The sequence below is a fragment of the Rhodoglobus sp. G.S.23 genome (assembly GCF_056675935.1).
In genome coordinates, this window is the sequence record NZ_CM155237.1 from 2,220,329 (window position 1) to 2,245,529 (window position 25,201).

The 25,201-nt window shown below is 60.9% G+C and carries 26 protein-coding genes and 3 pseudogenes; 14 read left to right on the forward strand and 15 right to left on the reverse strand.

All coding sequences use genetic code 11. The features are described 5' to 3' along the window. Position 1: 1 nt before the first annotated feature. The 4 genes from AC1ENN_RS10785 to AC1ENN_RS10800 are packed head-to-tail and all read left to right on the forward strand — an operon-like array spanning position 2 to position 5,112. Positions 2-988, forward strand: coding sequence for a carbohydrate ABC transporter permease (locus tag AC1ENN_RS10785; RefSeq protein WP_480391162.1), 987 nt, complete (start codon positions 2-4; stop codon positions 986-988). Further along, positions 985-1,827: a carbohydrate ABC transporter permease gene (locus AC1ENN_RS10790; RefSeq protein WP_480406059.1), complete on the forward strand. Its 843-nt coding sequence runs from the start codon at positions 985-987 to the stop codon at positions 1,825-1,827. Before AC1ENN_RS10785 ends, AC1ENN_RS10790 begins: the two co-directional genes overlap by 4 nt. After that, the gene (locus AC1ENN_RS10795; RefSeq protein ID WP_480391163.1) at positions 1,824-3,440 is read left to right on the forward strand and encodes a glycoside hydrolase family 66 protein; all 1,617 of its coding nucleotides are present in this window, start codon (positions 1,824-1,826) and stop codon (positions 3,438-3,440) included. Before AC1ENN_RS10790 ends, AC1ENN_RS10795 begins: the two co-directional genes overlap by 4 nt. Then, on the forward strand, positions 3,427-5,112 hold the full coding sequence (locus AC1ENN_RS10800) for an alpha-glucosidase (RefSeq protein ID WP_480391164.1): 1,686 nt from the start codon (positions 3,427-3,429) through the stop codon (positions 5,110-5,112). Before AC1ENN_RS10795 ends, AC1ENN_RS10800 begins: the two co-directional genes overlap by 14 nt. A 167-nt stretch (positions 5,113-5,279) precedes the next feature. On the opposite strand, the gene AC1ENN_RS10805 is transcribed toward AC1ENN_RS10800, so the two are convergent. Then, on the reverse strand, positions 5,280-5,786 hold the full coding sequence (locus AC1ENN_RS10805) for a DUF421 domain-containing protein (RefSeq protein WP_480391165.1): 507 nt from the start codon (positions 5,784-5,786) through the stop codon (positions 5,280-5,282). 362 nt (positions 5,787-6,148) lie between these two features. Between AC1ENN_RS10805 and AC1ENN_RS10810 the strand changes: the two genes are divergently transcribed. The 5 genes and pseudogenes from AC1ENN_RS10810 (at position 6,149) to AC1ENN_RS10830 (ending at position 7,626) form a co-directional block, all read left to right on the forward strand. Beyond that, positions 6,149-6,538 carry a metalloregulator ArsR/SmtB family transcription factor gene (locus AC1ENN_RS10810; RefSeq protein WP_480391166.1) on the forward strand — a complete coding sequence of 130 codons (390 nt, stop codon included), beginning with the start codon at positions 6,149-6,151 and terminating at the stop codon, positions 6,536-6,538. A gap of 17 nt (positions 6,539-6,555) precedes the next feature. Continuing rightward, positions 6,556-6,948 (forward strand): arsenite efflux transporter metallochaperone ArsD, encoded by a 393-nt coding sequence (arsD, locus tag AC1ENN_RS10815; protein WP_480391167.1) that lies wholly within the window; start codon positions 6,556-6,558, stop codon positions 6,946-6,948. Positions 6,949-6,955: 7 nt separating this feature from the next. Continuing rightward, positions 6,956-7,093: pseudogene (locus AC1ENN_RS10820) on the forward strand (ArsA-related P-loop ATPase); the annotation flags it as partial. Positions 7,094-7,122: 29 nt separating this feature from the next. Continuing rightward, positions 7,123-7,209 (forward strand): annotated as a pseudogene (locus AC1ENN_RS10825) (hypothetical protein); the annotation flags it as partial. 21 nt (positions 7,210-7,230) lie between these two features. Next, positions 7,231-7,626, forward strand: a complete 396-nt coding sequence (locus AC1ENN_RS10830; RefSeq protein WP_480406060.1) for an ArsA-related P-loop ATPase — start codon at positions 7,231-7,233, stop codon at positions 7,624-7,626. 98 nt (positions 7,627-7,724) lie between these two features. Here AC1ENN_RS10830 and AC1ENN_RS10835 read toward each other — a convergent pair whose 3' ends face one another. Together AC1ENN_RS10835 and AC1ENN_RS10840 are read right to left on the reverse strand one after the other, a co-directional pair. Then, entirely contained in the window at positions 7,725-8,942 is a 1,218-nt protein-coding gene (locus AC1ENN_RS10835) for a cation-translocating P-type ATPase (protein ID WP_480406061.1), read from the reverse strand. Positions 8,943-8,967: 25 nt separating this feature from the next. Further along, a pseudogene (locus AC1ENN_RS10840) lies at positions 8,968-10,371 on the reverse strand (cation-translocating P-type ATPase); the annotation flags it as partial. Here AC1ENN_RS10840 and AC1ENN_RS10845 point away from each other — a divergent pair. Continuing rightward, positions 10,346-11,056, forward strand: coding sequence for an SDR family NAD(P)-dependent oxidoreductase (locus AC1ENN_RS10845; protein WP_480406062.1), 711 nt, complete (start codon positions 10,346-10,348; stop codon positions 11,054-11,056). The pseudogene AC1ENN_RS10840 and the gene AC1ENN_RS10845 sit on opposite strands and share 26 nt — an antisense overlap. 63 nt (positions 11,057-11,119) lie before the next feature. On the opposite strand, the gene AC1ENN_RS10850 is transcribed toward AC1ENN_RS10845, so the two are convergent. Then, entirely contained in the window at positions 11,120-11,500 is a 381-nt protein-coding gene (locus AC1ENN_RS10850) for a hypothetical protein (RefSeq protein WP_449647269.1), read from the reverse strand. 202 nt (positions 11,501-11,702) lie between these two features. Here AC1ENN_RS10850 and AC1ENN_RS10855 point away from each other — a divergent pair, with 202 nt between their 5' ends. After that, positions 11,703-13,094, forward strand: coding sequence for an APC family permease (locus AC1ENN_RS10855; RefSeq protein WP_449647270.1), 1,392 nt, complete (start codon positions 11,703-11,705; stop codon positions 13,092-13,094). A 78-nt stretch (positions 13,095-13,172) separates the two neighbouring features. Here the strand turns inward: AC1ENN_RS10855 and AC1ENN_RS10860 are convergent, their stop codons facing one another. The 3 genes from AC1ENN_RS10860 to AC1ENN_RS10870 form a co-directional block, all read right to left on the reverse strand. Next, entirely contained in the window at positions 13,173-13,589 is a 417-nt protein-coding gene (locus AC1ENN_RS10860) for a hypothetical protein (RefSeq protein WP_449647271.1), read from the reverse strand. 92 nt (positions 13,590-13,681) lie between these two features. Next, the gene (locus tag AC1ENN_RS10865) at positions 13,682-14,353 is read right to left on the reverse strand and encodes a hypothetical protein (protein ID WP_449647272.1); all 672 of its coding nucleotides are present in this window, start codon (positions 14,351-14,353) and stop codon (positions 13,682-13,684) included. 43 nt (positions 14,354-14,396) lie between these two features. Then, positions 14,397-14,864, reverse strand: coding sequence for a cupredoxin domain-containing protein (locus AC1ENN_RS10870; RefSeq protein WP_449624221.1), 468 nt, complete (start codon positions 14,862-14,864; stop codon positions 14,397-14,399). A 569-nt stretch (positions 14,865-15,433) separates the two neighbouring features. Between AC1ENN_RS10870 and AC1ENN_RS10875 the strand changes: the two genes are divergently transcribed. The 3 genes from AC1ENN_RS10875 to AC1ENN_RS10885 all read left to right on the forward strand — a co-directional run bounded on the left by AC1ENN_RS10875 (position 15,434) and on the right by AC1ENN_RS10885 (position 18,330). Further along, the gene (locus AC1ENN_RS10875; protein WP_449647273.1) at positions 15,434-16,750 is read left to right on the forward strand and encodes an MFS transporter; all 1,317 of its coding nucleotides are present in this window, start codon (positions 15,434-15,436) and stop codon (positions 16,748-16,750) included. An 89-nt stretch (positions 16,751-16,839) separates the two neighbouring features. After that, complete coding sequence (locus AC1ENN_RS10880; RefSeq protein WP_449647274.1) at positions 16,840-17,796, forward strand: nucleoside hydrolase; 957 nt, start codon at positions 16,840-16,842, stop codon at positions 17,794-17,796. Positions 17,797-17,910: 114 nt separating this feature from the next. Continuing rightward, on the forward strand, positions 17,911-18,330 hold the full coding sequence (locus AC1ENN_RS10885) for a cytidine/deoxycytidylate deaminase family protein (protein WP_449647275.1): 420 nt from the start codon (positions 17,911-17,913) through the stop codon (positions 18,328-18,330). 60 nt (positions 18,331-18,390) lie between these two features. Here the strand turns inward: AC1ENN_RS10885 and AC1ENN_RS10890 are convergent, their stop codons facing one another. The 8 genes from AC1ENN_RS10890 to AC1ENN_RS10925 are packed head-to-tail and all read right to left on the reverse strand — an operon-like array spanning position 18,391 to position 25,198. After that, positions 18,391-19,383 carry a nucleoside hydrolase gene (locus AC1ENN_RS10890; RefSeq protein WP_449647276.1) on the reverse strand — a complete coding sequence of 331 codons (993 nt, stop codon included), beginning with the start codon at positions 19,381-19,383 and terminating at the stop codon, positions 18,391-18,393. Positions 19,384-19,433: 50 nt separating this feature from the next. Next, complete coding sequence (locus AC1ENN_RS10895) at positions 19,434-20,108, reverse strand: substrate-binding domain-containing protein (protein WP_449647277.1); 675 nt, start codon at positions 20,106-20,108, stop codon at positions 19,434-19,436. Next, on the reverse strand, positions 20,105-20,752 hold the full coding sequence (locus AC1ENN_RS10900) for a class II aldolase/adducin family protein (protein WP_480406945.1): 648 nt from the start codon (positions 20,750-20,752) through the stop codon (positions 20,105-20,107). The genes AC1ENN_RS10895 and AC1ENN_RS10900 overlap by 4 nt, the downstream gene beginning before the upstream one ends. After that, complete coding sequence (otnK, locus tag AC1ENN_RS10905; RefSeq protein ID WP_449647279.1) at positions 20,736-21,959, reverse strand: 3-oxo-tetronate kinase; 1,224 nt, start codon at positions 21,957-21,959, stop codon at positions 20,736-20,738. Before otnK ends, AC1ENN_RS10900 begins: the two co-directional genes overlap by 17 nt. Next, positions 21,956-22,624, reverse strand: a complete 669-nt coding sequence (locus AC1ENN_RS10910) for a hypothetical protein (RefSeq protein ID WP_480391170.1) — start codon at positions 22,622-22,624, stop codon at positions 21,956-21,958. The genes otnK and AC1ENN_RS10910 overlap by 4 nt, the downstream gene beginning before the upstream one ends. Beyond that, positions 22,621-23,427: a hydroxypyruvate isomerase family protein gene (locus AC1ENN_RS10915; protein ID WP_480391171.1), complete on the reverse strand. Its 807-nt coding sequence runs from the start codon at positions 23,425-23,427 to the stop codon at positions 22,621-22,623. Before AC1ENN_RS10915 ends, AC1ENN_RS10910 begins: the two co-directional genes overlap by 4 nt. Next, the gene (locus AC1ENN_RS10920; RefSeq protein ID WP_480391172.1) at positions 23,424-24,416 is read right to left on the reverse strand and encodes a phosphoglycerate dehydrogenase; all 993 of its coding nucleotides are present in this window, start codon (positions 24,414-24,416) and stop codon (positions 23,424-23,426) included. The genes AC1ENN_RS10915 and AC1ENN_RS10920 overlap by 4 nt, the downstream gene beginning before the upstream one ends. Then, positions 24,413-25,198 (reverse strand): NAD-dependent epimerase/dehydratase family protein, encoded by a 786-nt coding sequence (locus AC1ENN_RS10925; protein WP_480391173.1) that lies wholly within the window; start codon positions 25,196-25,198, stop codon positions 24,413-24,415. The genes AC1ENN_RS10920 and AC1ENN_RS10925 overlap by 4 nt, the downstream gene beginning before the upstream one ends. Positions 25,199-25,201 lie beyond the last annotated feature (3 nt).

The window sequence follows — 25,201 nt, forward strand, 5'->3', positions numbered from 1 at the left end:
CGTGTCTGTACTCTCAACCGGCGAAAGCCTGAGCGCTGGCGTGGCGGAGGTCCTCTCCGTCACGCCAGCACCACCCAAAAAACGGCGCCGGCGCTCTAAAGGCCGAGCAGTCCTCGCTGCAACGCCCTACCTATTCCTCGCGCCCGGATTCATCCTCTTTGCTGTCACCGTGCTCTATCCCACGGTCCAGGCATTCCAGATGAGTTTCTTCGACTGGAAAATCGTCGGGTCTGCGGCCAGCGAATTCCTCGGACTAGACAACTATGCGAAAGCATTCGCTGACGATCATTTCTGGCTCGCTCTGAGCAACAGCGGAATCTACATGGTGCTCACCGTGGCACCGCAGATCATCATTGGCCTCGCGATCGCGCTTCTTATTCAGAAGAAGAGTCCAACTCAGCCCCTTTTCCGCGTGCTCTTCTACCTGCCCGTGGTGACCAGTTGGGTTGTCGTCTCGTTCCTCTTCAAATTTCTCTTCTCCGATGACGGACTTATTAACTTCGCGCTCGGCGACCTGCTTCAGATCACCAACGGTGACACTGCATGGTTAGCCGACCGGTGGACAGCCCTCATCGCAATCTGCGCCCTTGGCGTCTGGAAAGGTATCGGCTGGTCGATGATGATCTTCCTCGCAGCCCTCCAAGGCGTGCCCCAAACGCTTGTCGAAGCAGCGACCATGGATGGCACAAACCGATGGCAACGATTCAAGGTCGTCACCGTTCCCGCGATCTGGCCCGCGCTGCTCTTCGTCACTGTCATGCTCGTGATTGGTGGCTTCAATGTCTTCGTATCCGTGTATCTGATAACGGGTGGCGGGCCAGCGGGGCGCACCGACGTGCTCCTCACCTACATGTACGAACAGGCGTTCAATAACCTGGACTTCGGATACGGATCGGCAATCGCCGTCATCCTGACCGTGCTTGTCTTCGCTCTCTCCGTCGTTCAGATGAGGGTCTTCCGCGATCGCAATGGAGGAGGTGCGCTGTGAGAACACGACGCTTCGCAGCCGGAAATGCGGTCCGGATTCTCGTACTGTCAGTCGGGGCGATCATCATGATCATCCCGTTCATCTACATGCTCTCGACCTCGTTCAAGGAGCAGACATACGTCTTCACCAACCCACCGCAGTTCATCCCCGACCCCGCAACCACGGCGAACTACGAGCAGGCAATCGAATCGTCGGACTTCGTCAGATACTTCATGAATTCGCTGATAGTTGCGGTCATTTCGACCGCACTTTCGCTGCTTGTTAGCTCGATGATGGCCTACGCCTTCGCGCGATTCCGGTTTCGTTTCAAAGAAACTCTGTTCCGGGTTCTCCTACTCGGGTTGATGATCCCGGCGATCATGCTGATCATTCCGCAGTTCATCCTTGCCAAGAATCTGCACCTGTTGGATTCGCTCGTGGGGTTGATCGTGTTTTACGTCGCCGGCTCTCTCGCCCTGAATACGTTCCTCCTCCGGGGGTTCTTCGAATCTATCCCGGCAGAACTTGATCAAGCGATGCAGGTCGACGGAGCCAACGCTTGGCTGCGCTACTGGAAGCTCGCTCTACCCCTAGCCAAACCCGGCCTTGCTACAGCGACGATCTTCACCTTCCTGGCGTGTTGGGACGAGTTCACCATCGCGCTCACCCTCACTATCTCACCAGAGAATCGAACATTACCGATTGCGATACAACTCTTTGCCGGTCAGGGGAACAACGCCGTGCAGTGGGGACTCGTATTCGCGGCATCAATGATCGCGATCGTGCCGGTGATCATCGTCTTCCTCGTATTCCAACGCTATTTCGTGCAGGGCCTCACATCAGGAGCAGTAAAAGGATGATCGAACTCCTTCCCACCAAGTCAACCTTTACCCCGGGAGAGCTCGTCGAGATCGAGATCAGAGGAGATGCGCCTCGAGGAAAAATGAGCGTCTGGTACCTCGGGGATTCCGTGCTGGAACTCGACTACGACGGGTCAACCACAATCGCACTCCCCGGACTCGGTATTGGGTCCTACGGAATCGAGCTCAGCGACGGAACGTCCACAGTGCGGAGCGCTGTACAGGTGGCGGAGCAGAGTGCAGCGCGTCTTCGCTACGGCTTCGTCGTGGACTACTCCCCGAACCGAGACCTGACCGGTGTCTCTGATACCGTGCGTCGACTCCACCTCACCGGAGTCCAGTTCTACGACTGGGCATACAGGCACGCAGAGCTCATGGGCGGAGGCGAGAACTACACGGATGCCCTCGCGCAGCCGATCTCGCTCGCAACCGTTCGAGAACTAGTCCAGGTCGTACAGCAGGCAGGAGCGAAAGCCCTTGGGTACGCCGCCGTCTACGCGGTAGGGCCGGATGAATGGCCGGCCTGGCAACATCAAGCATTGCTGAATGGCTCGCAAGCACCCTACGGTTTGGGAGACTTCCTGTTCCTCGTCGACCCAGCCGCACCGGACTGGCTGGAACACTTCGTCGGCGACCTCACCGCAGCTGTCGATTCGGTCGGCTTCGACGGATTCCACCTCGACCAATACGGTTACCCGAAAATGGCACGACGCCCTGATGGTGACATCGTTGACGTGGCCCAATCATTCACCACGATGATCGATACGGTGCGGAGCGGACTTCCCGAAGCCACGCTCGTATTCAACAACGTCAACGACTTCCCGACGTGGAGCACAGGCTCGTCGCCGCAAGACGCCGTCTATATCGAAGTCTGGTCTCCCCAAGAAACACTGGGCTCTCTAGCGTCAGTGGTCACGCGTGCACGAACGGTGGCCGGATCAAAACCGATCGTCATCGCGGCCTATCAGCACGTCTATGACTCCGCGCCAACTGCGGAATCCGATCGAGCAACCGCGCTGACGATGGCTGCCCTCTACTCCCACGGCGCCACCCATCTGCTCGCCGGCGAGGCCGACCGAATCCTCGTTGACCCCTACTATGTGCGCAACCACACCGTCGAACCCTCAACTGCAGAGCTCCTGAAACGGTGGTACGACTTCCTCGTCGAGCACGATGAGCTGCTGCTCGACACCTCAATCGTCGATGTCACCGGTGCGACCGTGGGTGCATACAACGATGACACGGATGTCACTTTCGAGTCCGCGATCGTGGGCGAAACTGGCCTGCCGGGCGAGATCTGGCGACGAGTCACCGAATCCAATGGTCGCCGGATCATCCATCTCATCAATCTGGTCGGCCAGGTCGACTCTCTATGGGACGCGCCCCGCAATCCGACCGCCGACGTCGGCGCTGGCCGAGCAAAGATCCGTCGAATCCCCGGCTGCGTGCCACGAGTGCAGGTCGCCGACCCAGACGGACTTGGACGATTGATCGATGTGGAGGTTACGGTCGACGGCGAATTCGCCTTCGCTGTGCTCCCGCCCTTGGCCGTATGGCAGCTCGTGCTGATTGATCCCACGAGCAGACAGGGCGAAGACAATGACAATCGTTGAGAAGACGAACACTGTTTTAGTTCCTAACGCCGAATGGTGGCGCAGTGCCGTTGTTTATCAGGTGTACCCGAGGAGTTTCGCCGATAGCAACGGCGATGGGATCGGAGATCTCCCGGGAATCCGCAGTCGCCTAGATTATCTCCAAGATCTCGGAGTCGACGTCATCTGGCTCTCTCCGATCTACTCGTCACCCCACGACGACAACGGCTACGACATCAGTGACTATCAGGCAATCGACCCAGTATTTGGCACGATGCAAGATTTCGACGATCTACTCGCAGACATCCATTCGCGCGGGATGAAGCTCGTAATGGACCTCGTCGTCAATCACACCTCCGACGAACATTCATGGTTTATAGATAGCTCATCCTCACGCGAAAGTCCGAAGCGCGACTGGTACATATGGCGGGACAAGCCGAACAACTGGGAGTCGTTCTTTTCTGGATCTGCTTGGCAATGGCACGAGGAAACCGAGCAGCACTTCCTTCATCTCTTCTCGAAGAAGCAACCAGACCTCAACTGGGAGAATCGAGAGGTTCGCGAAGCGATCTACTCGATGATGCGCTGGTGGCTCGACCGTGGGGTCGACGGTTTCCGCATGGACGTGATCAATCTGATCTCCAAGGAACCGGGCCTGCCTGATGGCGTATCGCATCCCGGTTCACGCTTCGGTGACGGCTTCCCGCATTTTAGCTACGGACCACATATTCACGAGTACCTCCAAGAGATGCACGAGTCAGTATTTAGCGGGCGGCCCCAGGCGTATCTCACTGTCGGAGAGATGCCCGGAGTCACCGTTGATCAGGCTCAACGTTTCACCGATTCATCCCGCGGTGAAGTCAACATGGTTTTTCAGTTCGAACACGTCGGTCTCGACCACGGGCCAACCGGCAAGTGGGAAGGACGCCCGCTCGACCTCGTCGAACTTAAAGCGTCGATGGAGAAGTGGCAAATCGGGCTCGGAGAGGTTGGCTGGAACAGTCTCTACTGGAACAACCACGATCAGCCACGGGCGGTAAGCCGTTTCGGTGACGACGGCGAGTATCGCGAAAAGTCCGCACAAGCGCTTGGTGCGGTACTGCATCTGCAACGCGGAACGCCGTACATCTATCAGGGCGAAGAGCTCGGCATGACCAACGTTGCCGGGCTGAACATCGGCGACGTTCGTGATATCGAATCACTCAACTACTACTCTGAAGCAGTTGCTTCGGGAACACCTCCCGACGTGGCGATCGCCTCGATCCAGCGAATCGGCAGGGACAACGCTCGGACGCCGATGCAGTGGAGCTCCGCCGGAGGCTTTACCACGGGTGATCCATGGATCGCGATGAATCCCAACACGGTGTCGGTGAACGCAGAGTCGCAGGTGGGAGTTGAGTCATCGGTCTATGAGTTTTATCGTTCCCTCATCGCGCTGCGCCACGCTGATCCTGTTGTTGTTCACGGCAATTTTCGACTTCTCGAGCCGCTTCATCCTTCACTTTTTGTCTACGAAAGATTCTGGGATGGGGTTACGCTCACTGTCGCAGCAAACCTGAGCGGGGACAACGTCGATCACAATGTCGTCGGCGAGTGGGTCCTCGGAAATTACGACGAGAGCATGGGCCTTCTTCGGCCGTGGGAGGTCCGAGTGCTGCGAGTGAATCACGGCCCACACGACGATATCGGTTAGTTCGAGCATCCTTATCGGAAATCTCTAGTACCGGTTGCCGCGCTCAGTTCGCGAAGACCAGGCGACAAATCAGATCCGAACCAAGGTGCTCTGCTTCTTCTCGACGCTCAGCGGCACTCATCCCGAGATCACGACAGATCCGGCGGTGTCGGCGCTCGAGTCGGCGCCTAGTTCTTCACATCCTTGAGCGCTGAGCCGTCCCCGTACTTACTCGCAGAGATCACGCTGAGTTTCCCGTTGGATTCCAAGACGACGCTTCGAATGTCCGCTAGGTCACCCGCTCCGCTTTCCCGGATCGCCTGATGCACTTCAGACTCGGTAAGGCGGGCGCGCCTTAGTGCCTGGTGGCGGACCGTCCCGTCGCTAAACAGCAGCACTGGGGTGGAGGTGACCACGCCTCGGGCACGCGGCCACCTAGATGTAGCCCACGCAACAATGAACTGAAGAACAGCAAGAAGTGCGAACGCTGCGGCGCCCTCCGACCATGACACATCCGTGTTCGACAAGACTGTCGCCAAGATGGAGCCGAGCGCGACCGTCACGACAAAGTCAAAGATATTGAGCTGTGACAGGGTGCGTTTGCCCGAGATACGTAAGACGATGATGAGAGTGGCGTATCCCGCTGTTCCCGCAAGCGCGATACGGATGAGGTCAGACCACGAATCGAACCACATGATGTGTCACCTTTTCCCCTGACGGCAGCGCAACGCTCCTCTGCGTCACACCATAGTTGGGTCATCCTGCTACTGGTTCTTGAACTCGCCCAAAGTAGGAACCATGATCCGCGACCGATTCACAACCGCATGGGCTTGCTGCGCTTACCTGCGTTCGCCGCTAGCAATCGCGTTTAGGATGCGCAGCCTTCGAACCTCAACAAGTTCCACGCTGTCGAGTCGGTGCGGTACATACGTCGGCAGACCAGTGGGCAGTGGCGACGACAGGAACCGTCGAACGGCAACCAGAAGCGGACATACGGTTTGCTAACAACGCCTTCTTGACTATTTGATATATGTCTAATAAGTGCCATACTGGGACCATGCCTAAAGCTCTCCCGGTCTTGGATGATGTGTCGCCGATCTGCTGCGCGCCGCTGTCATCAACTCCGGACTTTCCCCTAGATGATGCGGTGCGTCTCGCGGTGCGATTGAAGGCACTGGCTGATCCTGCGCGTCTTCGGCTCATCGCGTTTATGCTCAACCAGCCCAACAAGGAAGCCTGCACTTGCGACCTAGCACCGGCCGTTGGGCTTTCGGAACCGACGGTTAGCCATCATCTAAAGACGCTGGAGAAGGCCGGACTTGTCTCAAAGGAGCGCCGGGGTATGAACGTGCAGTACGCGGTCGAATCCAAGGCGATCCGGGCCCTCGGCGTCGCTATCCATGTGGACGCGCCCGCCAACTTCGCCCCCCCGACCTGTTCTACCTAAGCGAGAAAGAGAACCTCATGCCCACGATCCATATTTACGAAGCTGCCCTCTGCTGCGACACCGGAGTGTGCGGTGCCGACATCGACCAGTCACTCGTGACCGTTACCGCAGACGTTCGCAGCCTTCAAGAACTGGGCGCAGACATTACGCGCCATAACCTGGCCAACGACCCCACGGCGTTCACAGACGATGAAACGGTGCGCGCATTCATGCACACCGTCGGGTCGAAGGGACTGCCGCTGACCGTCGTCGATGGAGTCACCGTTGCCACCGGCGCATATCCCACTAAAGAGGCGCTGCACGACCTTGCCGGCCTCGGCACCCCTGCCACGACATCCGCTGAGCGTCTCGACCTCGGGCTCACCCAGAAGACGGCCGGCGGCTGCTGCGGTGGAACTGGATGTTGCTGAGTCGACCGTGAAGTTTCTCGAAGATCCACCCAGATTCCTCTTCTTTACCGGCAAGAAAGGCGTCGGCAAAACCTCGGTCGCCTGCGCGACCGCGCTCGAGATCGCTGCCCGCGGCAAGCAAGTTCTGCTGGTGAGCACCGACCCCGCATCCAATATCGGTCGTGTACCACCGAGATCGCCTCCTTCGACGAGTTCACGAACCTCCTCACCGATACTTCCAGCTACGGTCGCTACGACCACATCATCTTCGACACCGCCCCCACCGGGCACACCATCCGGCTGTTGGATGCCACGGGCTCCTACCATCGCGAGATCGCCCGCCAGATCGGTGACAGCCTCACGTTCGTTACGCCGCTGATGCGCCTGCAGGATCCGGCGCAGACAAAGGTCATCCTCGTCACCCTGGCAGAAACAACCCCCGTACTCGAAGCCGAAGGGCTACAGCAGGACCTGGAACGTGCGGGCATTCACCCATGGGGCTGGGTAGTCAACAATTCGATCGCTGCCACGCACCCGGTGTCGCCGTTTTTGCGCAAGCGGGCCGCGAACGAAGTCGAACAGATCGCCCGCGTGCGTGCGCTCAGCCCACGGATCGCGCTCGTGCCGCTGCTCGCCGAAGAGCCGATCGGTGAGGTGAAGCTCTCCAGATTGACGCAGCGTGCTCACCAGCCTGTCTAGACCGCAGTCGCACTCGTACGCCGAGCCAGCATGCGTCGCACAAATTTTTCCGTCTCGATGAACCCCAGCAGGGTCGATGCGGCTAGTGCACACCCCACTCACTCGCTGAGGGTGAGCGGCACAAGCCCCAGCACGCCCGCGCTGACCGGCCAGGTCATCACGAGCCACTGCAACCCGAGCGAGCCGAGGGCGGTCGCGATGAGAAACGGGTTGCTGAATGGGCTGATGGTGAAGAGCGAGCGGCGCTCGGTGCGCGCGCTGCCCGATTGGAAGAAACTCATGAGAACGAACACCGTCATCGTGATGGTGCGTACGTGCTCGATTTCATAGCCCGCGGCGAGCGCCATTTGGAAGGTGATGAGCAGCACGGTCGCCATCCAACTCGCCGACATCACGGTGCGCACCCACAGTTCGCGGGACAGGATACCCTCGCGCGCGGCCCGCGGAGGTCGCCGCGGCTCGTCCCCCTCCGCAGGCTCAAACGCGAGCGCAACGTCTTGTAGGCCACTCGTAACAACGTTAATCCACAACACCTGCACGGGTATCAAGAGCAACGGCTGCTCAAAAAAGAAGCTGATGGCGACGGCGAGCATGATCCCGAATCCGGTCGACAGTAAGAAGAAGGTAGCTTTGCGGATCGCCGAGAACACAATGCGCCCCTGCCGCACCGCCTCGACAACGGTGGCGAAGCGGTCATCGGTGAGCACGACATCTGCGGCCTCGCGCGCCACGTCCGTGCCCGATTCGCCCATCGCGACGCCGATCGCGGCCGCCTTGAGCGCGGGCGCGTCGTTCACGCCGTCGCCCGTTACAGCAACCGTGTCGCCATTGGCCTGCAGCGCCTGCACGACGCGCAGCTTGTCTGAGGGTGAGACCCGCGCCACCACTCCGGCGTGAGCGACACGTTCGGCTAGCGCTGCGTCGTTGAGGTCGTCGAGTTCGTCGCCCGTAATCACGTTGTCGTAGTCGGCGATGCCGAGCCGACGCGCGATTGTGGTGGCGGTCAACGGGTGGTCGCCGGTCACCATAATGACGCGCATCCCTGCTCCGACACAGAGTGAAATCGACTCGAGGACCTCCTCACGCGGCGGGTCGGTGAGCGCAACGAGCCCGAGCAACTGCAAGCCGGCGGGGTGCGGCAGCTCCGGCCCTGACAGCTCGTTGTCGGCCACCGTACGGCAGGCGATTGCCAGTACCCGGTAACCGTCGCCGGCCAGTTGATCGTGTGCATCCTGCACTCGCTGGCGCGCGGCAGCGTCGAGGGTACTCCCCCCCAGCTTCTGAGCTGCACATCGATAGCACCAGTTCGGACGCACCCTTCACATAGAGCATGAGCGCGGCATCGTCGCCGTGCCCGCCACGGCGCAGTGACTGCGAGTAGCGGTTTTGCGGCTCGTACGGGAGTCGGGCCACTTGGTCGGGTAGGTCGTCATCATCGCTCGTCCCCCCGAGCGAGCGCGCAAGCACGGCGAGCGCCACGTCGACAGCGTCACCGATGAAGCCACTCTCATTATCACCGTGCGGGTGCGCCTCGTTGACGAGGGCGCCGGCCATGACGATCTCGCGCAGCACGCCGCTCGGCTGGTGAGGCAGGGTCGACACGACGATTGCATCGCCGCCGGGTATCCACACGCGCTCGGCGGTGAGCCGGTTTTCGGTGAGCGTTCCCGTTTTGTCACTCGCGATCACGGTTGTCGAGCCCAACGTTTCAGCGGCGGGCAGCGTGCGCACAATCGCATCCTGGGCTGCCATTCGACGCACACCGATCGCCAGCGCGACGGTCATCACTACCGGCAAAGCTTCAGGAATCGTCGCGACGGCCATGGCGATCGCTGACAGGAATACTGTTTCGAGGTTTTCCCCCAGCAACAGGCCGGTGATGACCACAGCGACAGCGACAGCGGCCACGAAAATTCCGATACGGCGCTCGAGGCTGCGGATACTCTGCTGCAGCGGCGTGCGCTCCGAGCTGGTCTGTACGAGCTCGTTAATGCGCCCCAACTCGGTATAGCGGCCCGTTGCCACGACAACACCGCGGCCGCGACCGAACGTGACAAAGGTGCCACTGTAAAGCATCCCGTGACGGTCGCCCATTGCGGCATGCTCGGAAACGGGCGCGGAAGTCTTGTGCACCTGCTCTGACTCGCCGGTCAGCATCGACTCGTCGACCTGCAGGGCATGAGCCTCGATGACGCGCACGTCGGCGGCCACCTGCTCGCCACTCTCGAGCGCGACAACATCGCCCGGCACGAGGTCGACCGCGGGAAGCCGGATGATGTGGCCGTCACGCACAGCGCGTGCAGCGGGCACCGTGAGCGAGGCAAGCGCACGCATCTCGCGCTCGGCGTGCGTCTCTTCCCAGAACCCAATCGACGCGTTCAGCACGAGCACGATGAGAATCGCCGTGGCGTCAACCCAGTCCTGCAGCAACAGTGCAACTGTCGCCGCAACCAACAGAATTGCGATAAGTGGCGACCGAAATTGTCGCGCTGCCACCACCCACGGGGGCGTCGGCTTGCGCACTTCCAGCTGGTTCGGCCCAACCCTAGCGCGGCGCGCGTCGGCCTCGGCCGTCGTCAGCCCGTGCGAGCTCGAATCAAGCTGTGTGAAGGCCCCCTCGGGGCGAGCGCATACCACGGTGTCTCCGGCTCGCCTGTTGTCATGCCACCACGCTACCGCGGTAGGGGTTTTCCACAGCCGCAAACAGTACCGTTTGCGTATGACTTCGCTCGCAGGATCATCCATTCTTGTCGTTGGAGCCTCAGGGGGCCTTGGCTCCGCGATCGCTCGAATTTTGGCTGCTGAAGGCGCTATTCTGACCCTCCACGGGCGATCAGAAGAAAAAGTGCGCGCCCGGGCCGTGCCAGGAACATTCGTGAAATCTGATCTTCGCGATTCCGGCTCTGGCGTCGAACTTATCAGTGCCGCCCTAGGCGCCCATGGGCAGCTCGATGGTGTCATCAACGCGGCCGGAGTAGTAGCCTTTGGTCCGGCATCTCACGCCGACGACGAGACAATGGATGCGCTCTTCACCGTAAACGCGCTTGGGCCGATGCGCCTGCTCCGTGCAGCACGCCCCGCCCTGCTCGAGTCAGCGGCAGCGAAGCGCGACCCATTCTTTCTTACCCTGAGCGGCATCGTCAGCGAATCCCCTACAGCGAACATGGCCGCCTACTCCGCATCCAAAGCGGCCCTCGCCGCGTTCGGGCAGGCGGCTGGCCGCGAATTGCGCCGCGACGGCATTCGGCTCGTTGATGCCCGACCCGGCCACACCGAGACGGGGCTCGCCACTAGGCCGGTCGCTGGCACCGCGCCCACTATGCCCACCGGCTTCGACCCCGCCGACGTTGCTCGCCGCATCGTTGACGCAATCGTTTCCGGTGAAAAGGACCTACCGAGTGGAGCTTTCACACCGCAGTCCGCAGCCTGATCTGCTGCGAAGCTCACTAGTCGATCGGGATGCGCTCGTCATAGATCGCTGCCTGGCGGTCACCTAACCTGCGATGAACAGCTCCCAGAGGATCGCTAGGAAGATCACGGTGAAGATCGCCGGGGTGACGAACTTCACGATCGTCGTCCACCATGCGGTCTGGATGATCTGCTGCACGAGCCGGGACGGACTCTCGATCTGCGCCAGATCGACCGCCACGGCTTTCGCTTCGCTGGCGGCCGTGTACTGAGCGATGGAGCCAAGAATTCCCGAGGCGAGTAGGATTCCCGCCGCCGCTATTCGCACGGCCACCGGGCTGCCATCGAATCCGTCTAGAGCAAGCGCGGTAATGACAACAGTAAGCAGGAAGGTTGGCGCAAATTGCGCCATTACGATGTGCAACCGTGCTCCCGACCAGAGGCCGAGCAGATCTTTTTCATTCACCCTCTCGACTATACCTAAGCGAAAGCAGTCGGCCCGGCATCCCGCACGCTGCCATGGTCCCAACCGGCTCCGTTGCGGGCGTGGTCTCGACCTGGTGAGCGTGTTCCGCACCTCAGCCCGCGCGTGAGGCTAGCACCCGAATTTCCCCCAGCCACGCCGCGGCGCGCGACGGACTAGGTTGCTACCGGAGTAGGGTCGCCGCGTGCCCTTCCTACGCTCTCGCGTCGTTCTGTTTCTTGCGTTCGCGTTCACGCTCATGGCTGACCCTGTATCCTCGGTCGCCTACGCGGTCGAAGCGGCGCTCCGGGCGCTGGATGGTCGGCTCGACCTGCTCGTCGCGACGATGGGGCTCGTGGTGTCGATCATCGCGCTCGTTGTCCTGAACTACCGGGCTCTGATCGCCCGCTATCCGGATGGCGGTGGAGCATCGGCTGCCATCGGTGAAGCCTTCGGTGACGGCTGGTCGTTTCTGCCAGTTGGCTCGCTCGTGGTCGACTTCGTACTGACCATCGCGATTAGCGTCTCGGCAGCCGCATCGGCCGTCATTGCCTACTTTCCCGTGCTTGCGCCGTGGCGCTTGCTGATTGCCCTCGCGCTTGTGGCCGTTGTTGGCGGGTTGTCCCTGTTCGGAAATCTTGGGCGAATCCTGTTCGCGCTGATGACGGTGAGCTTCGTCGCGGTGGCAGCGTCGGTGCTCCTGTTCAGTGTTGTTGCCGCGCCACTCGATTCGGCAGTCCTCGACGATTCGGCAGCCGCCGACCCGAACGCGCTTGCGGGCGCTGTCGCCGTCATACTGGCTTTTCCCGTCGCGATGGCGCTCGCGACCGGTGTCGAGGCTCCCTCGACGGCGATTGCGCAGCTCGGCGGACTCGATTCTGATGGTCGCCGCTGGTTCGGGCAACTCACACTGTGGCTCACTCTCGGCATCGTTGGCGTACTCACGCTCACCTTCGCAGTGCAAGCGACACGGCTTGGCATCAGCATCCCCGACGAGGGGTCGACTCTCATTGCCGACTTTGCCCGGCACGTCGCCCCGGCCCCGCTGTTTGGACTCTTCCAGCTCATGACCGCGCTGCTACTGCTCGCCGCGGCAAGTTCTTCCTTTCAGGCGGGCCCGGGGCTACTGAAAGCGCTCGCGGTGCATCCTTCGGGCACGAACGCCGTGGGCATTCTGCCTGCGGCATTGGGGAGTGTGAATCGGCGCCACACCCCATATTGGGGTCTCGTACTCTTCACCGCTCTCTCGATGGTCGTCCTCGCTGCCACCGGCGCTGACGACCAGCGGCTCGTACTGTTCTACGCGGTGGCTGTATTTTTGAGCTTCCTCTCCGGCTTGCTAGCGATGGCTCGGTTCACACATCTGGCCCGCCAGCACAAACGCTTCGTCCTCAACGTGATCGGCGCGGCCATTGTGGCGTTCACGCTTATCGTCAACCTTGCCCGCGGGTGGCCCCTCGTGAGCCTCGCGGCTGCAGCGCTCATAGCAGCCACACTGTGGGCGCTATGGGTGCGCGCGGGCCGCCCAGAGGGCATCCGATCGATCGAATCCCTTCGAAAACAGGATGGGGATGGTCGCGATGCATCGGAACTCTAACGCCGATATCTGAAGACCGCCGAGCAGACCGTGATGTCGTTGGCGCCAGCACACAGTCGTTGCGAGAGTTTGATCAGGTCAAGTTTGTTTCTGAGCTGCACGAGGACGAGTCACAACCGCCAGCGCCAGCCCGCCAATTAGCGCGAGGCCCTGTGCGACAACTGCTATTACCTTGTCGGGATACCACACGGGTTCGTAGATCACCGGGAACCCGATTGCGCTCAAATCCAATGGAACATATACCGATGCCACCAGTAGTGCGAGGCCGCCCGCCGCAATCACTGCCACGACCAGCCCAGTCCACCACCGATATACCACCAGAATCAGGACGGCCGCGAGGATGTTCACTACACCTTGGATGCGGAACAGGGCACCCTGACTGACTAGTGAGCCGACGATGGCATCGAAGGGAGACGCGAGGACGAAGTGCACGTAGGCGTTAACCAAAAGCGCTAGTGCAATCCAGATTCGTGCCGCAATGATGAAAATTTTCATGTCCTTGCTCTCTCTCGATAACTTTCTGGAAATGCTGAAGCCGGCGGGGAGCGATTCGTTCGCTCCCCGCCGGCGTCATTCACAGAGTGGTTTTACTGAATACCCTTGTTGGCTGCGATTCCGCCAGCGAGTGCCGTTGCCGTCATCGGCATGTGGCCTGCAGCTTCCTTCAACAGCGAGAAGTAGGCAGGGTCACCGGCGATGTTCGCGTCAATCGCTGCAACGAGCGACGTGGCGTGCATCTCAAGCTCAGCCTGTACGGCTTCGGCCGGCAGTTCAGGAACAACAGAGTTGATCAGCTGGCCGAACGATACCGCGTAGCCACCCAGGTCTGACATGGCCTGTTCGATGCCAGCCTCGTCTCCCGTTGCCTTTGCGACCGCGTAGTTCACGAAGAACGGGATGTGCGAGCGCCATGAATCAAGGAAAGGCTGCTCAGCGTCCGGGTAGGCCGAGCCTACGAGGGCTGCGATCTCAACCGAGTTGCTGTCGAGGGTTTCAACTGCTGCAGCGACGTCTGCCGTCGTGAGGTCGCCACCATCGGCTAGTGCCTGGTCAATGGCTGCACCGGCGAGGTAGACGTGGTCGGCGAGCAGTGCGGTTAGCGTTGCACGCAACGTCGAGCCGTCGCTGTTTACCGTGTCAGTGACCGCTGAAGAGGTCATGTCGTCGGTAGTGGCGGGCGACTCTGCTGCAGCTGAGCAGCCCGAGAGTGCTAGTACCGCGGCGAGTCCGAGACCGGTGATTGCTGTGATTTTACGCATTGTTTCTTCTCCTTGATGATGGTGTGTTGTGTCGTACGGATTGTTACGGTTCGACCGTGACGCTTGCGTTCATGGTCAAGTGCGGTTGGCAGTAGTAGAAGTACTCGCCGGGTTCGTCGAAGGTGTAAGAGAACGTGTCGCCCTCCTGACCCTTCGGCGCTAGATCGTGGTCAAAGAGGCCGTCGGGTGTCTGCGTACCGCGGAGACCCGTTGATTCGTTTACATCGCCCCAGGCTCCGGAGGTCACGGTGTGGCCGATCGTCTCGCCGTTCTGCCAGGTAACCGTGGTGCCAACCTTGACGGTGAGGTCTTTCGGCATGAACTTCAGGCCGATAGTCGTAACGACGTTTTCGCCGGCTTCGGCAGACTGCTCGGTGCCACTTGTCGCTGACGGCATCGTTGGGGACGGTTGCGAACCTGCGCATCCTGAAAGCGCGACGAGAAGTGCTGGCAAGATGAGCGCACCTGCGAGGGTGGCTTTCGGTGCCCGAAGTGTTCTGGTGAGTGACATGTAGATGATTCGGCGCCCTGCGCGAAGTGGTTTGGTATCAATTTTTGGGCGCAGAAAAACTGACCTCGAGAGGGGTGCCCGAAGGCACAACGCCGCTCGGCGCGCTGCTCAGGCCCACGCCGCTGTACGAATTCGCCGCACGGGCTGGCCGACGACGTTAGGCACTAAGGGTTCTGCGACGCACGTTTGACCCGGGATCGGGTCCGGATCGATGACTGGTCCCGATCCGAGGCCGAAGCTGCGGCCTCGGGCAGGTCGGCGTCGTTCGTCTGATACTGGTTCATTGTGCTCGCTGGCAGCAACCAGTGGAAGGTCAGGCGCTCGTCCTACCGGCGGACGTCCGGCATCGTTTCGGTGACGCGAAGTCCAATCGGGGCGCCGATGTGGCTGAAGGAGATTACCTTCTTCGGGCGAAACTACGGGAATTTTCACCGTCGCCCCCCCGTAACGAAACCCGAATGCGCAAAATAGCTTGCGCTATACTATAGTGGGATGAGACCTGCCGCCCGATCCGAGGCGTTCGCAGATATAAAGGACTATCCTCCGGGAGAGTTGAGCAAAGGAGCTCCATGCACGTACAAGACGTCGCGGCGCCCTCGTCAGCACAGCTGACAGGCAAAGCCAGCAAAACCGAGCGTAAGCACCTTCGCGCCCTCAGCTGGGGCCACGCCCTCGAATGGTACGACTGGGCGATCTTCGGGCTACTCTCTTCGTACCTTGGGGCCGCTTTCTTCCCCGCAGACAGCGCGCTCGCATCGACGCTGAATGCACTCGCCGTCTTCGCCGTTGGATTCATCGCTCGCCCCATTGGCGGCGTCATCTTCGGGTCTATCGCCGACAGAGCCGGCCGCCGCAAGATCATGATCTTCGCCATCACAGCCGTTGCCTTTGGCAGCTTTGTCATCGGCGTCTTGCCGGGGTATGAGACCATCGGTGTCGCCGCGCCGGTCATAGTCGTCGCCATGCGTCTGCTGCAGGGTCTGTCTGCCGGCGTTGAGGCACCCCTTGGCACCGCCTACGCACTCGAACTGGTTCCGAACCGTCCCGGTTATGTCTCCGGCTTCTTCGGATTCTTCAACAACCTCGGAAACTTGCTCGCACCACTGTCGATCTTTTTCCTCACGCAGCTGCTCGTGGGTGACAACCTCGCAGAGTGGGGCTGGCGCATTCCGTTCATCATCGGCGGTCTCTTCGGTCTCATCGTGTTGTGGCTGCGCACCACGCTGCCTGAGACGCTCAACATCGACGGCGCACGCGAAGCGAAGGTTGTGAAGAAGCAGCTCCCCTCGGTATGGGGCGACGTGCGCAAGTACTGGCTGAGCGTTTTGGCGACCGTCTTCATCGTCGGTGCCATTCAGGCCTATAACTACACGTGGATCGCCGGTCTGCCCAACCTCGCGCGCGCTGCTTTCCAGGAAGACCCCGCCGCTGTTTTCGGTATCACCACCGGCTTCGGAGTCTTCATGACTCTTGGCGCACTGTTCCTCAGCAAGTATCTTGACCGCTTCCCGATGTCGAAGGTATTCGTCGTTGCTCGCGTCCTGGCAATTCCGACGATCTTCCTGTCATTGCTCTACACACAGCCCGGCATCGGAACTTTCGCAGGGGTTATGTTCGGCGGCGCAATCGTGTTGCTTCTCAACATGACGATCTTCGTCACGGTCTCGAACTCGCTACTGCCCCAACACATTCGCGGCACGGGCCTCGGCCTCGGTTACGGCGTAGGCGTTGCGCTATTCGGTGGCACCGCTTCGTATCTTTTGCTGTGGACGCAGGGCGAGGGCACGTTCTGGATGTTCCCGATATACATCGCCACCCTGTGCGCCATTAGCGTGGTTCTGTACCTCGCAGCGAAGAAGCGCAACGGCATCTTCGTCGGTAAGTAGGCGAACTCTCTGCGCGGTACCGTCGGCGACGTCGGCGGTACCGCGCAGAGGTTCCCCACCGATACAGGCACCCTAGAAAGAACGGAACCATGGAACGCTTCATCATCGACACTGATCCCGGCATCGACGACGCCGGCGCACTTTTCTGGGCACTCGCAACGGACGAGTTCCATGTCGAGGCGCTCACCACCGTCTTCGGGAACGTGAACGTTCAGAAGGCAACCGCCAACGCACGTAAGATCACGCACCTGTCGGGTCGCCCGGACCTGCCGATTTGGGTTGGTGCTCCCCGCCCTCTCGTAGGCGAGCCAAATTTCGCCGAGCACATTCACCGCCCCAGCGGAGTTGGGTACTGGGAATACCCCGATCCAGCTCCCGGCGCTGATGGCCCCACCGAGGCCGTGCAGAAGATGATCGAGCTCGTCATGTCGAACCCGGGCGAGATCAGCATCATGGCGCTCGCACCGCTCACGAACGTCGCTCTCGCGATCTCGTTGGAGCCGAAGTTTGCTGAGAACGTTCGCCGGATCATCTATATGGGTGGAGCAGCTCTCACATGGGGAAATGCCTCTCCTGTTGCCAGCGCGAACATCTTCAACGATCCCGAAGCTGCCGAAATCGTCATCCAATCTGGAGCGAAGCTCACACAGGTCGGTCTCGACGTGTGCCGCAAATTCTCGGTTACTCCTGAACGGGTCGAGAAGCTCTGGACATCGGGTTCGCCCATGGGCCGGGCCCTGTGCGAGATGATCGGCTATCCTGACCGCCACCAGGACACCACTGAGATGCCCGAGTGGAAGATCGAAGGCATGCACCTGAACGATGTTCCGTGTGTTGCATACGCCATCAACCCCGACTGGTTCCAAATGCGCCATCTGCGCGTCGATGTCGAACTCGACGGCAAGCACACCCGCGGACAGACGGTCGTCCAGATGGTTGACCGCTGGGGCGGAGTCCCCAATGTCGATGTGTTGCTGGACATTGACGCGGCAGCTGTTGCAGACGCGCTCGTCGAGTCCGTCACCGCTTTCGGAACCAAGCACTAGAGCGACGGACGGCTGCACACTCTGAGCGCAGCCAGCAGCACAAGCCTTCGGCCGTGGATTTTAGACACGGTCGAAGGCTTCGTCTTTCTCCCGGACACTTAGAAAGGTACGACTGTGACTCAAGAACTTCTTGCTTCAGACGCGGAACTCATCGATGCCGCCGCCGCACTCCTGTCACGGGTGCATGATCCTGGCGCGGTTCGAGTTGCCGCCGCTGCACGTGGCGTCTCGGGAGCCGTGTATCTCGGCGTGAGTCTCGCCACCCCGCGCGTCAAGGTGTGCGCAGAAAGCAGCGCGGTCGCCAACGCGAAAATTGGCGGCGAGGAAGCCATCACCACGATCGTTTCTGTCGGACTCAGGGGTGACGATGTTCCGCACGTCATCAATCCGTGCGGGGTGTGCCGTGAACTGATCCCGAAATTTGGTCAGGATCTACGCGTCCTCGTCGACACTGGGGACGGTGTCGTCGCCGCAGCGGAACCCATCGAACTCCTGCCCATGCCGTGGATACGCGCTCGCTCCTACGACGATTAAAGAAGCAATAAGAAGGCCCCCTGAACTCAGCTCGAGTTCAGGGGGCCTTCTCGTTGTTTTCTAGCGCCAAGGAAGGGGGCTGCGCAGGGCTTCGCCGATCATTCGCAGAACGCCGTCAAAGTTCATGTCCACCACAACGCGGTGCAGGGGTCGCGTCTCATCCTCGACGGGGTGTACACCGGCCAAGTAGCGGTCCCCCGTCGCTGGATCTTGGAACGTCTGCAACGGGCGCTGCACGGATGCCGTGATCAGATCAGGTCGCAGAAGGGCAGCGACGGCCATGCTGTCGTTGATACCCATGACGCGCTCGTCCCCTGGTTGTGGGTACGAGCGGCTGTAAAATCCTGCGTAGTCCGCACTGATCTTCGTGATCAGGTTGGCGGGTGCGTAGCCCGTCGACTCTGCGATCTCGAGGAAGAAGTTCTCGGGAACGAGAGCCTGGCGCGTGACATAGGGGCCGCACCATGTCACATCACCCTCGTGAGCGGCGACAGATTCAGCGGCGTCGATGTCAAACGTCACGTTGGGATCACGCGACACTCGGAAGCGGCGATCAGCCCACGGTTCGGTGTCGCGGTAAAGCGCGGGCCCCAGCGTGCCAACGATCACGGTGCTGCGTAGCATCTTCAGCAGATCAGGTTCACTCTCTAACGCGCGAGCAAGGTTCGTCTGCGGGCCAATGGCGAGATAGTCGATCTCACCGGGATGCTGGCGCACAAGTTCGAGCACTACGTCAACACCGCTGGGCTCGGTCGCAACGGAGACCGCGGGGCGCAAACCGGTGTTCCCGAACCCGTCTTCGCCGTGAATGCCCGGGTTCAGGCGCAGCTCCTGCTTAACGGGAACATCGCTTCCGCGGTAGACCGGAACGTCACTGCGCCCGCAGGTGTCGAGCACGTATCGCGCATTGTCTGCCGCACGTTCGCCCGTGCAGTTTCCGAAGACGCTGACCACCGCAAGGATCTCCACGTCGGGTTCCGCTGCAAGCAGCATGATCGCCAGTGCGTCGTCTACACCCGTATCGGTGTCGATAATCACTTTTCTCTTCGTCATGATTCCTAACTTTCCGCTGCGTCTGCGCAGCAGGTTGTGAGCGTGGGGCCTTACGGTGCGCTGAGTCCAACGCTCGCGAATGCCGCTTGCGCGCGCGCTTCGGTGAGCGTCGCCGCGAATGCCAGGGCAGATGCAGGTGCAGAAACGCCAACGCCGATCGCGAAGCGACCGTATGACTGCAGCGCGTGCGGAATCGGAGCCACCACGTGCGCACCTGTCACGGAGCGCAACTCGGATACCTGCTGGATGGCAATATCTGCACGACCGTCGACCACGGCTTCAGCGGTGAGACCTGCGGGAAAGTGCACGGCACGCTCGTCGATAATGTCGAGCAGGTTACGTTCGCGCAGCACTTTCATGAAATGAATACCGCTGGCGCCAGAGAGCGTGTACGCGACTCGAAAGTCGCAAAGATACTGAAGAAATTCCTCTTCGGTATCTGAAGCAGGCGCCCGTGTGTCAGTTAGCCGCGCGAACCCGACGGCCGAGACTGCGATGTCAGAAACGGTTTCCTCATCGAGAATGCCCTGAGCTGCTAGGTCATGCGCGGAAGCCGAAACGCCCAGAAACAAATCAGGACGCTCGCCGCCAGCGATCTTGTCGAGCAGCACAGTGGTCGGCTCAAACGTTGCCACGACGCGATCACCCGTAGCGGCTTCGAACGCTGGAATAAGTTCTTCAACGAGCGGCTGTCGAACGACGAGTCCGCTGTATAGCGTGATCATGCTTTGGGCTCCTGAGGGGGCTGAGGCTGCAGGGCAGCGAGGTGTTGCGTCGTTAGGGGTGCGGTGCGCATCCCTGATGTGAGGAAGAAGATTTGCGCGGTGTGTTCGAGTTCTTCGAGCGCATCCAACGCCGAGTCGAGGTCAGCGCCGGCAATCACTGGCCCGTGGTTGCGCAACAACAGCGCGTGCGAGCGCGTGGCAGCTCGCTGGACGGCACGGGTCGCTGCCTTATCGCCTGGCGCAAAGTACGGTAGGACCTGCAGTGGCGCAACGCGCATTCCGTAGTACGCGGTGAGCGGTGGCAGCGCGTCATCTTGGTCAAGATCAGCCAGGCAGGATAGCGCAGCAGCGTGCACCGAGTGCGTATGCACGATTGCGTGCGCCGACGGTCGAGCCCGAAGAACGGCAACGTGCAAAAACGCCTCTTTTGTCGGTGGAGGACCTTCGAGATGACGACCCTCACCATCGAGCACAGATAGATCGGTGCTCGAGACATCGGCCAGGCTCACACCTGTTGGGGTCACCAAAATGCGATCTCCTTCGCGTACCGCCAGATTGCCCGTACGACCATGAGTGAGCCCGCGCCTGTGGATAGAGTGTGCCACGCGTTCGACAGTTTTACGTAGGTCAGTCATCGCTTGCATCTCCCACAACGGAGGTGAACATGTCGATGTCACCAAAGTTTCCTGACTTCAGCACGAGGTGCACGCCATGGGTCACGTCATGAATCCAGGGCGCACCTACGGCAGCCTCATCCCCCACAACAGCAACCGTGGTTCCGAGTTCACGGATCACTGCGCCCGACGTCTCACCACCTGCGACGAGCATGCGCTGAACCCCACGGCACGCCAGTCCGTGGGCGACGATTCCTGCCACTTGTTCGTACAGCTCACCGGCCTCTGGCAGTTCGTCATTGCGTTCTTCGTCCGAGCTTGACGAGTAAATCAGCGCGGAGATTTCTGCGGGCTGTTTATCCCACCACGTCAACGCTGCCTCAGCCAGTTCCAATGCCGTCTGGCCTGGTTCTGCAATGACGCGGTGCGAGGGTCCACCAGATGTCTGAAACGCGGCAATCTGCTCAAGAGTCCGTCGCGAACAACTTCCAGCGATGATCGCGGTGCGTCCGGCGGGCGGTGCGGAAATTGTGCGGCCGGATGCGAACTGACGTCCGGCAATTGCACCGATGAGACCGGCAGACCCGGCGGTCAGCACTGCGGTGTCTACAGCTTCGGCGATTGCCGCGAGATCGGCGGCGTCAACGGCATCTGCGATCACGTGTGCAATACCTGCGCTCTCGGCTGCGGTGATCGTGGCGCGTGCTACAGCCGCTCCAGCATGCACTGCAGAAAGCGGCAGCGTTGTGACAGTGCCCTGCACCTGCGGAGTGAGCAGGCTCACGAGGTTCGAGTCTCGCATCGGCGTGATCGGATGGTGCGCCATGTGCGTCTCATGCAACGGAACGTTAAAGACGTACAGATTTCCGTCACTCACGGTGCGCCCGTGGATGGGGGCCGCAGGGGTCGTCACCACCGTCGACACTCCCAGAGCCTGGGCGAGCGCCTCAGTGACGGGCCCGATGTTCCCCTCATCCGTTGAATCGAACGTCGAGCAGTACTTGAAGTAAAAGCGCGTGGCGCCAGCGTCCTGCAACGTACGTAGCGCCACCAGGCTCGTCGCTACGGCGTCAGCCACCGGGATCGAGCGGGTCTTCAGGCCAGTCACGATGGCGTCAGCATCTCCCGTGACGGGAGTTTCTGCATTGAGGGTAAGCAGCGTTCGCAGGCCCTCGCGGCTGAGGGCCGCAGCCACATCGGTTGCACCCGTCACATCATCAGCAATGACGCCAATCATCGTGGTGATCCCTCGATCACGGCGCGCAAGCGCGAAGCGGCAACACTCGGACCGTCGAGGACAGGCACGGTGATATGGTCACGCAGCACCTCGGCCGCGGGAGCGAGTGAATACTGAGCGAGCACGACCACGTCGTAGGGCTCGCTCGCCGCAGAAATAGCGGCGCCCAGGTGGGCGGCTAGCTCGGCAACGGCGAGAGGTTTGGCCGCGGCGGGCACCACGATGGGGTGGATGGAGGTCGCCGCGCCTGCAGCTGCAAAGACAGCTTTGAGGCGCGCGGTGCTGTCTTCAGCCGCTGACTCCAGTGACGCGACGAGGAGAACGCTCGCGGGCGAGAGCGCTACGGTGTCTTCGAAAAGCGGTCCGTCCGCGGAAAACACGGCAACACCGTCGGTTGCGGGGTCACGGTAGTCGGCGCGCACGCCGTATTGGGAGCACGTCAGCAAGATACCGTCCGCCCCGCCAGCGAGGGCGGACTCGATCAGAACGTCCATGCGAGCAGCGAGTGGTGCGGTCATCTCCCCTTGCTGCTTCAGATCGGAAAGCAGATGGTCGTCAAGAAGATTCCACACCGTGCTGTTCGGAATTGCCGCGCTCACCGCGGCTGCTGCCGGTGCAATGGCCAGCGTTGTCGCACTAATCAGGGCGATTTTCACGGCGTTCACTGGGTAATCCTTTCGATCCAGTTGAGGCCTTCGTCAGTGTCGCCGACGGGACCATACTCGCAACCAACCCATCCGGAGTAGCCGCTGGCGGCAATCCGTGCAAGCACCTGCTCGTACGCAATTTCCCCTGTTCCGGGCTCGCCTCGGCCGGGATTATCCGCAATCTGTACGTGCTTGACCAGTGGGGCAAGCCGCTCGAACCGCTCGATCACGTTGCCGCGGTCGGCCTGTGCGTGATAGACGTCGAACAGCACGCCCACGGTGCCAGGGTCAACGGCTTCAGCTACTGCGGCCGCCGTCTCCATCGAAGCCAAGCCGTAGGTTGGCTGCTCGCGCTTGTTGATCGCTTCGAGCACGATGTGAACGCCAGCCGCGCGAGCCTGCGCTGCAGCCCAGCCAATGTTGGTGACGTATGTCGCAAAGGCGAACTCCGGGTCCACTTCCGCGGGACGCAGGCCAGCCATCACGTGGACGATGGGGTTGCCGAGCACATCTGCGTAGTGGAGTGCCCGCTCGACGCCCTCACGAAATACGGTCTGAGCGGATGGCACATACGCTGTGCCCATGGCGGTAGCGGAACCCGCAGGACCACCGGGGGTGTTGATCAGCGCCTGCGTGAGGCCGGCGTTATCGAGCAACTCTCGCACGCGCGCAGCAGGGAGCTCGTAGGGGGATGCAAATTCAACCCCCGTGAAACCTGCAGCCGCAGCCGCGTCGAATCGTGCTTCGAAGGGCAGCTCGGTGTACATCCATTTGAGGTTGGCTGCCAGCCGGAGCTGCCCGCCCGATGTCTGGATGATCATGCTACGTCTTCTCGGTATGCCGGATTCACAACGAACTGCGCATCGCCCCCCGCGAGAACGCTGATCACGTTGGCTGCGGCCATACGACCAGACTCGCCACGCGCTTCACGGGTTGCGCCCGCGACGTGGGTCGTGGCGAGGATGCCAGGCGTGTGAAGAAGCGCACTGTCTGCAGGCAGGGGTTCCTGCTCGAACACGTCCAGAGCTGCGCCGCCAATCACACCGGCGCGAACAGCGTCGACAACGGCCGCTTCATCAACAATGCCGCCACGAGCCGTGTTAACCAGAACCGCGTCGTTCTTCATGGAACGCAAGCGCTCCGCATTGATGAGGTTTCGCGTCGAGTCATCGAGGAACAGATGCAGCGTCACGAAATCGGCCTGCGAAAGAACGTCGTCAAGCTCCGCACGGGCAATATTGTGTTCTGAAGCGAATTCGTCGTCGAAGTACGGGTCATAGGCGATGACCTTCATGCCGAAACCTGCGGCAATCGTGGCCACGGCCTTGCCGATGGATCCGAGACCCAACACTCCCAACGTCGCGCCACGGAGCTCGCGGCCCGAGAGCTGCTGCCAGGTCCCTGCTCTCAGGTTGGTGACGTTCTCGGGAACACGACGGGCAACACCCAACATGAGTGCGAAAACGTGTTCGGCAACGGCCTGACGATTAGCGCCCGCCGTGACACAGACTGGAACACCCTGAATCGTTGCTGCTTCGACGTCAACGCTGTCGTACCCGACACCCGTTCGTACGACGATCTGCAGGTTCGGAGCGCTGGCAAGATCGTTCGCTGTCAGCGGCTGAGTTCCCGCGATGATGGCGCGCGTTGAGGCCAAGATCGCACGACGGTCTACCTCAGAATAGGCAGCAAGGTTCGGCTCGTGGCGCGTCGTCAGACCGGCACCACGCAGCAGTGTGTCTACCTCGTCGCCCGGGTTGAGGAACGCGGTAGTGATTATGACATCGTGGGACGTGGTGTTTTCGCTCACCAGATTCCTCCTTGGTACTCAGAGGCGGTGAATGCACCGCCGTGATACTGGGGGGCAGGAACGTCAAGGTCGACGTCCTGCGCGTGCTCCGCCGCATTGTCTTGCGGGGTGAATCCGATAGCAGCCCAACCGGCCTGCGCATCCCACCAGCCATCGGCGTTTGCCGAGACACCATAAACAACCTGGCATCCCACAGGACCGTTTTCAATCGCGCAGCGAGTCAGCTCAATGCCATCTCGCCAGCTCAACCACAGCGCAAGCTGGCGCACATCTTCGGGCTCGGGACGGAACGTTCCGATGCGCAATAACACCGATTCCACTCCCCACTTGTCGTAGTACAGGCTCGCCAGTGCCTCGCCAAACGCTTTCGAAACGCCGTAGTACGAGTCTGGGCGAATCGAAGCGCTCTCGTCGAGACGTTCGGAGGCGGGGTGAAACCCGATGATGTGGTTGGAACTGGCAAACACGATACGGCGCACTCCCGCGCGGCGCGATGCCTCGTAGACGTTGTATGTGCCGTCAATGTTGGCTTCGCGGATGCGTTCGAATGACGCTTCGTCTGCGACAGCTCCAAGGTGCACGATCACGTCGATGCCTTGGGCAGCCGCGGTCAGGGCCTCCAGGTCGCTGAGGTCACCGACGACGACCTCTTCGTGTGCGAAGAGGTGTTCGACCGGTTCGCTGCGCACGTATAGGACCACGCGTTCATAGTTCCCCGCGAGTCCTTCTCGGATCACGCGGCCCATGCGGCCAGCGCCTCCTGTATAGAGGACGGAAGTCATGAT

Excerpts from the sequence above, each read along its gene's own strand:
- AC1ENN_RS10795 (WP_480391163.1), top strand. The coding sequence starts at position 1,824 with ATGATCGAACTCCTTCCCACCAAGTCAACCTTTACCCCGGGAGAGCTC.
- AC1ENN_RS10800 (WP_480391164.1), top strand. The coding sequence starts at position 3,427 with ATGACAATCGTTGAGAAGACGAACACTGTTTTAGTTCCTAACGCCGAA.
- AC1ENN_RS10805 (WP_480391165.1), bottom strand. The coding sequence starts at position 5,786 with ATGTGGTTCGATTCGTGGTCTGACCTCATCCGTATCGCGCTTGCGGGA.
- AC1ENN_RS10810 (WP_480391166.1), top strand. The coding sequence starts at position 6,149 with ATGCCTAAAGCTCTCCCGGTCTTGGATGATGTGTCGCCGATCTGCTGC.
- arsD (WP_480391167.1), top strand. The coding sequence starts at position 6,556 with ATGCCCACGATCCATATTTACGAAGCTGCCCTCTGCTGCGACACCGGA.
- AC1ENN_RS10845 (WP_480406062.1), top strand. The coding sequence starts at position 10,346 with ATGACTTCGCTCGCAGGATCATCCATTCTTGTCGTTGGAGCCTCAGGG.
- AC1ENN_RS10860 (WP_449647271.1), bottom strand. The coding sequence starts at position 13,589 with ATGAAAATTTTCATCATTGCGGCACGAATCTGGATTGCACTAGCGCTT.
- AC1ENN_RS10865 (WP_449647272.1), bottom strand. The coding sequence starts at position 14,353 with ATGCGTAAAATCACAGCAATCACCGGTCTCGGACTCGCCGCGGTACTA.
- AC1ENN_RS10870 (WP_449624221.1), bottom strand. The coding sequence starts at position 14,864 with ATGTCACTCACCAGAACACTTCGGGCACCGAAAGCCACCCTCGCAGGT.
- AC1ENN_RS10875 (WP_449647273.1), top strand. The coding sequence starts at position 15,434 with ATGCACGTACAAGACGTCGCGGCGCCCTCGTCAGCACAGCTGACAGGC.
- AC1ENN_RS10880 (WP_449647274.1), top strand. The coding sequence starts at position 16,840 with ATGGAACGCTTCATCATCGACACTGATCCCGGCATCGACGACGCCGGC.
- AC1ENN_RS10890 (WP_449647276.1), bottom strand. The coding sequence starts at position 19,383 with ATGACGAAGAGAAAAGTGATTATCGACACCGATACGGGTGTAGACGAC.
- AC1ENN_RS10895 (WP_449647277.1), bottom strand. The coding sequence starts at position 20,108 with ATGATCACGCTATACAGCGGACTCGTCGTTCGACAGCCGCTCGTTGAA.
- AC1ENN_RS10900 (WP_480406945.1), bottom strand. The coding sequence starts at position 20,752 with ATGCAAGCGATGACTGACCTACGTAAAACTGTCGAACGCGTGGCACAC.
- otnK (WP_449647279.1), bottom strand. The coding sequence starts at position 21,959 with ATGATTGGCGTCATTGCTGATGATGTGACGGGTGCAACCGATGTGGCT.
- AC1ENN_RS10915 (WP_480391171.1), bottom strand. The coding sequence starts at position 23,427 with ATGATCATCCAGACATCGGGCGGGCAGCTCCGGCTGGCAGCCAACCTC.
- AC1ENN_RS10925 (WP_480391173.1), bottom strand. The coding sequence starts at position 25,198 with ATGACTTCCGTCCTCTATACAGGAGGCGCTGGCCGCATGGGCCGCGTG.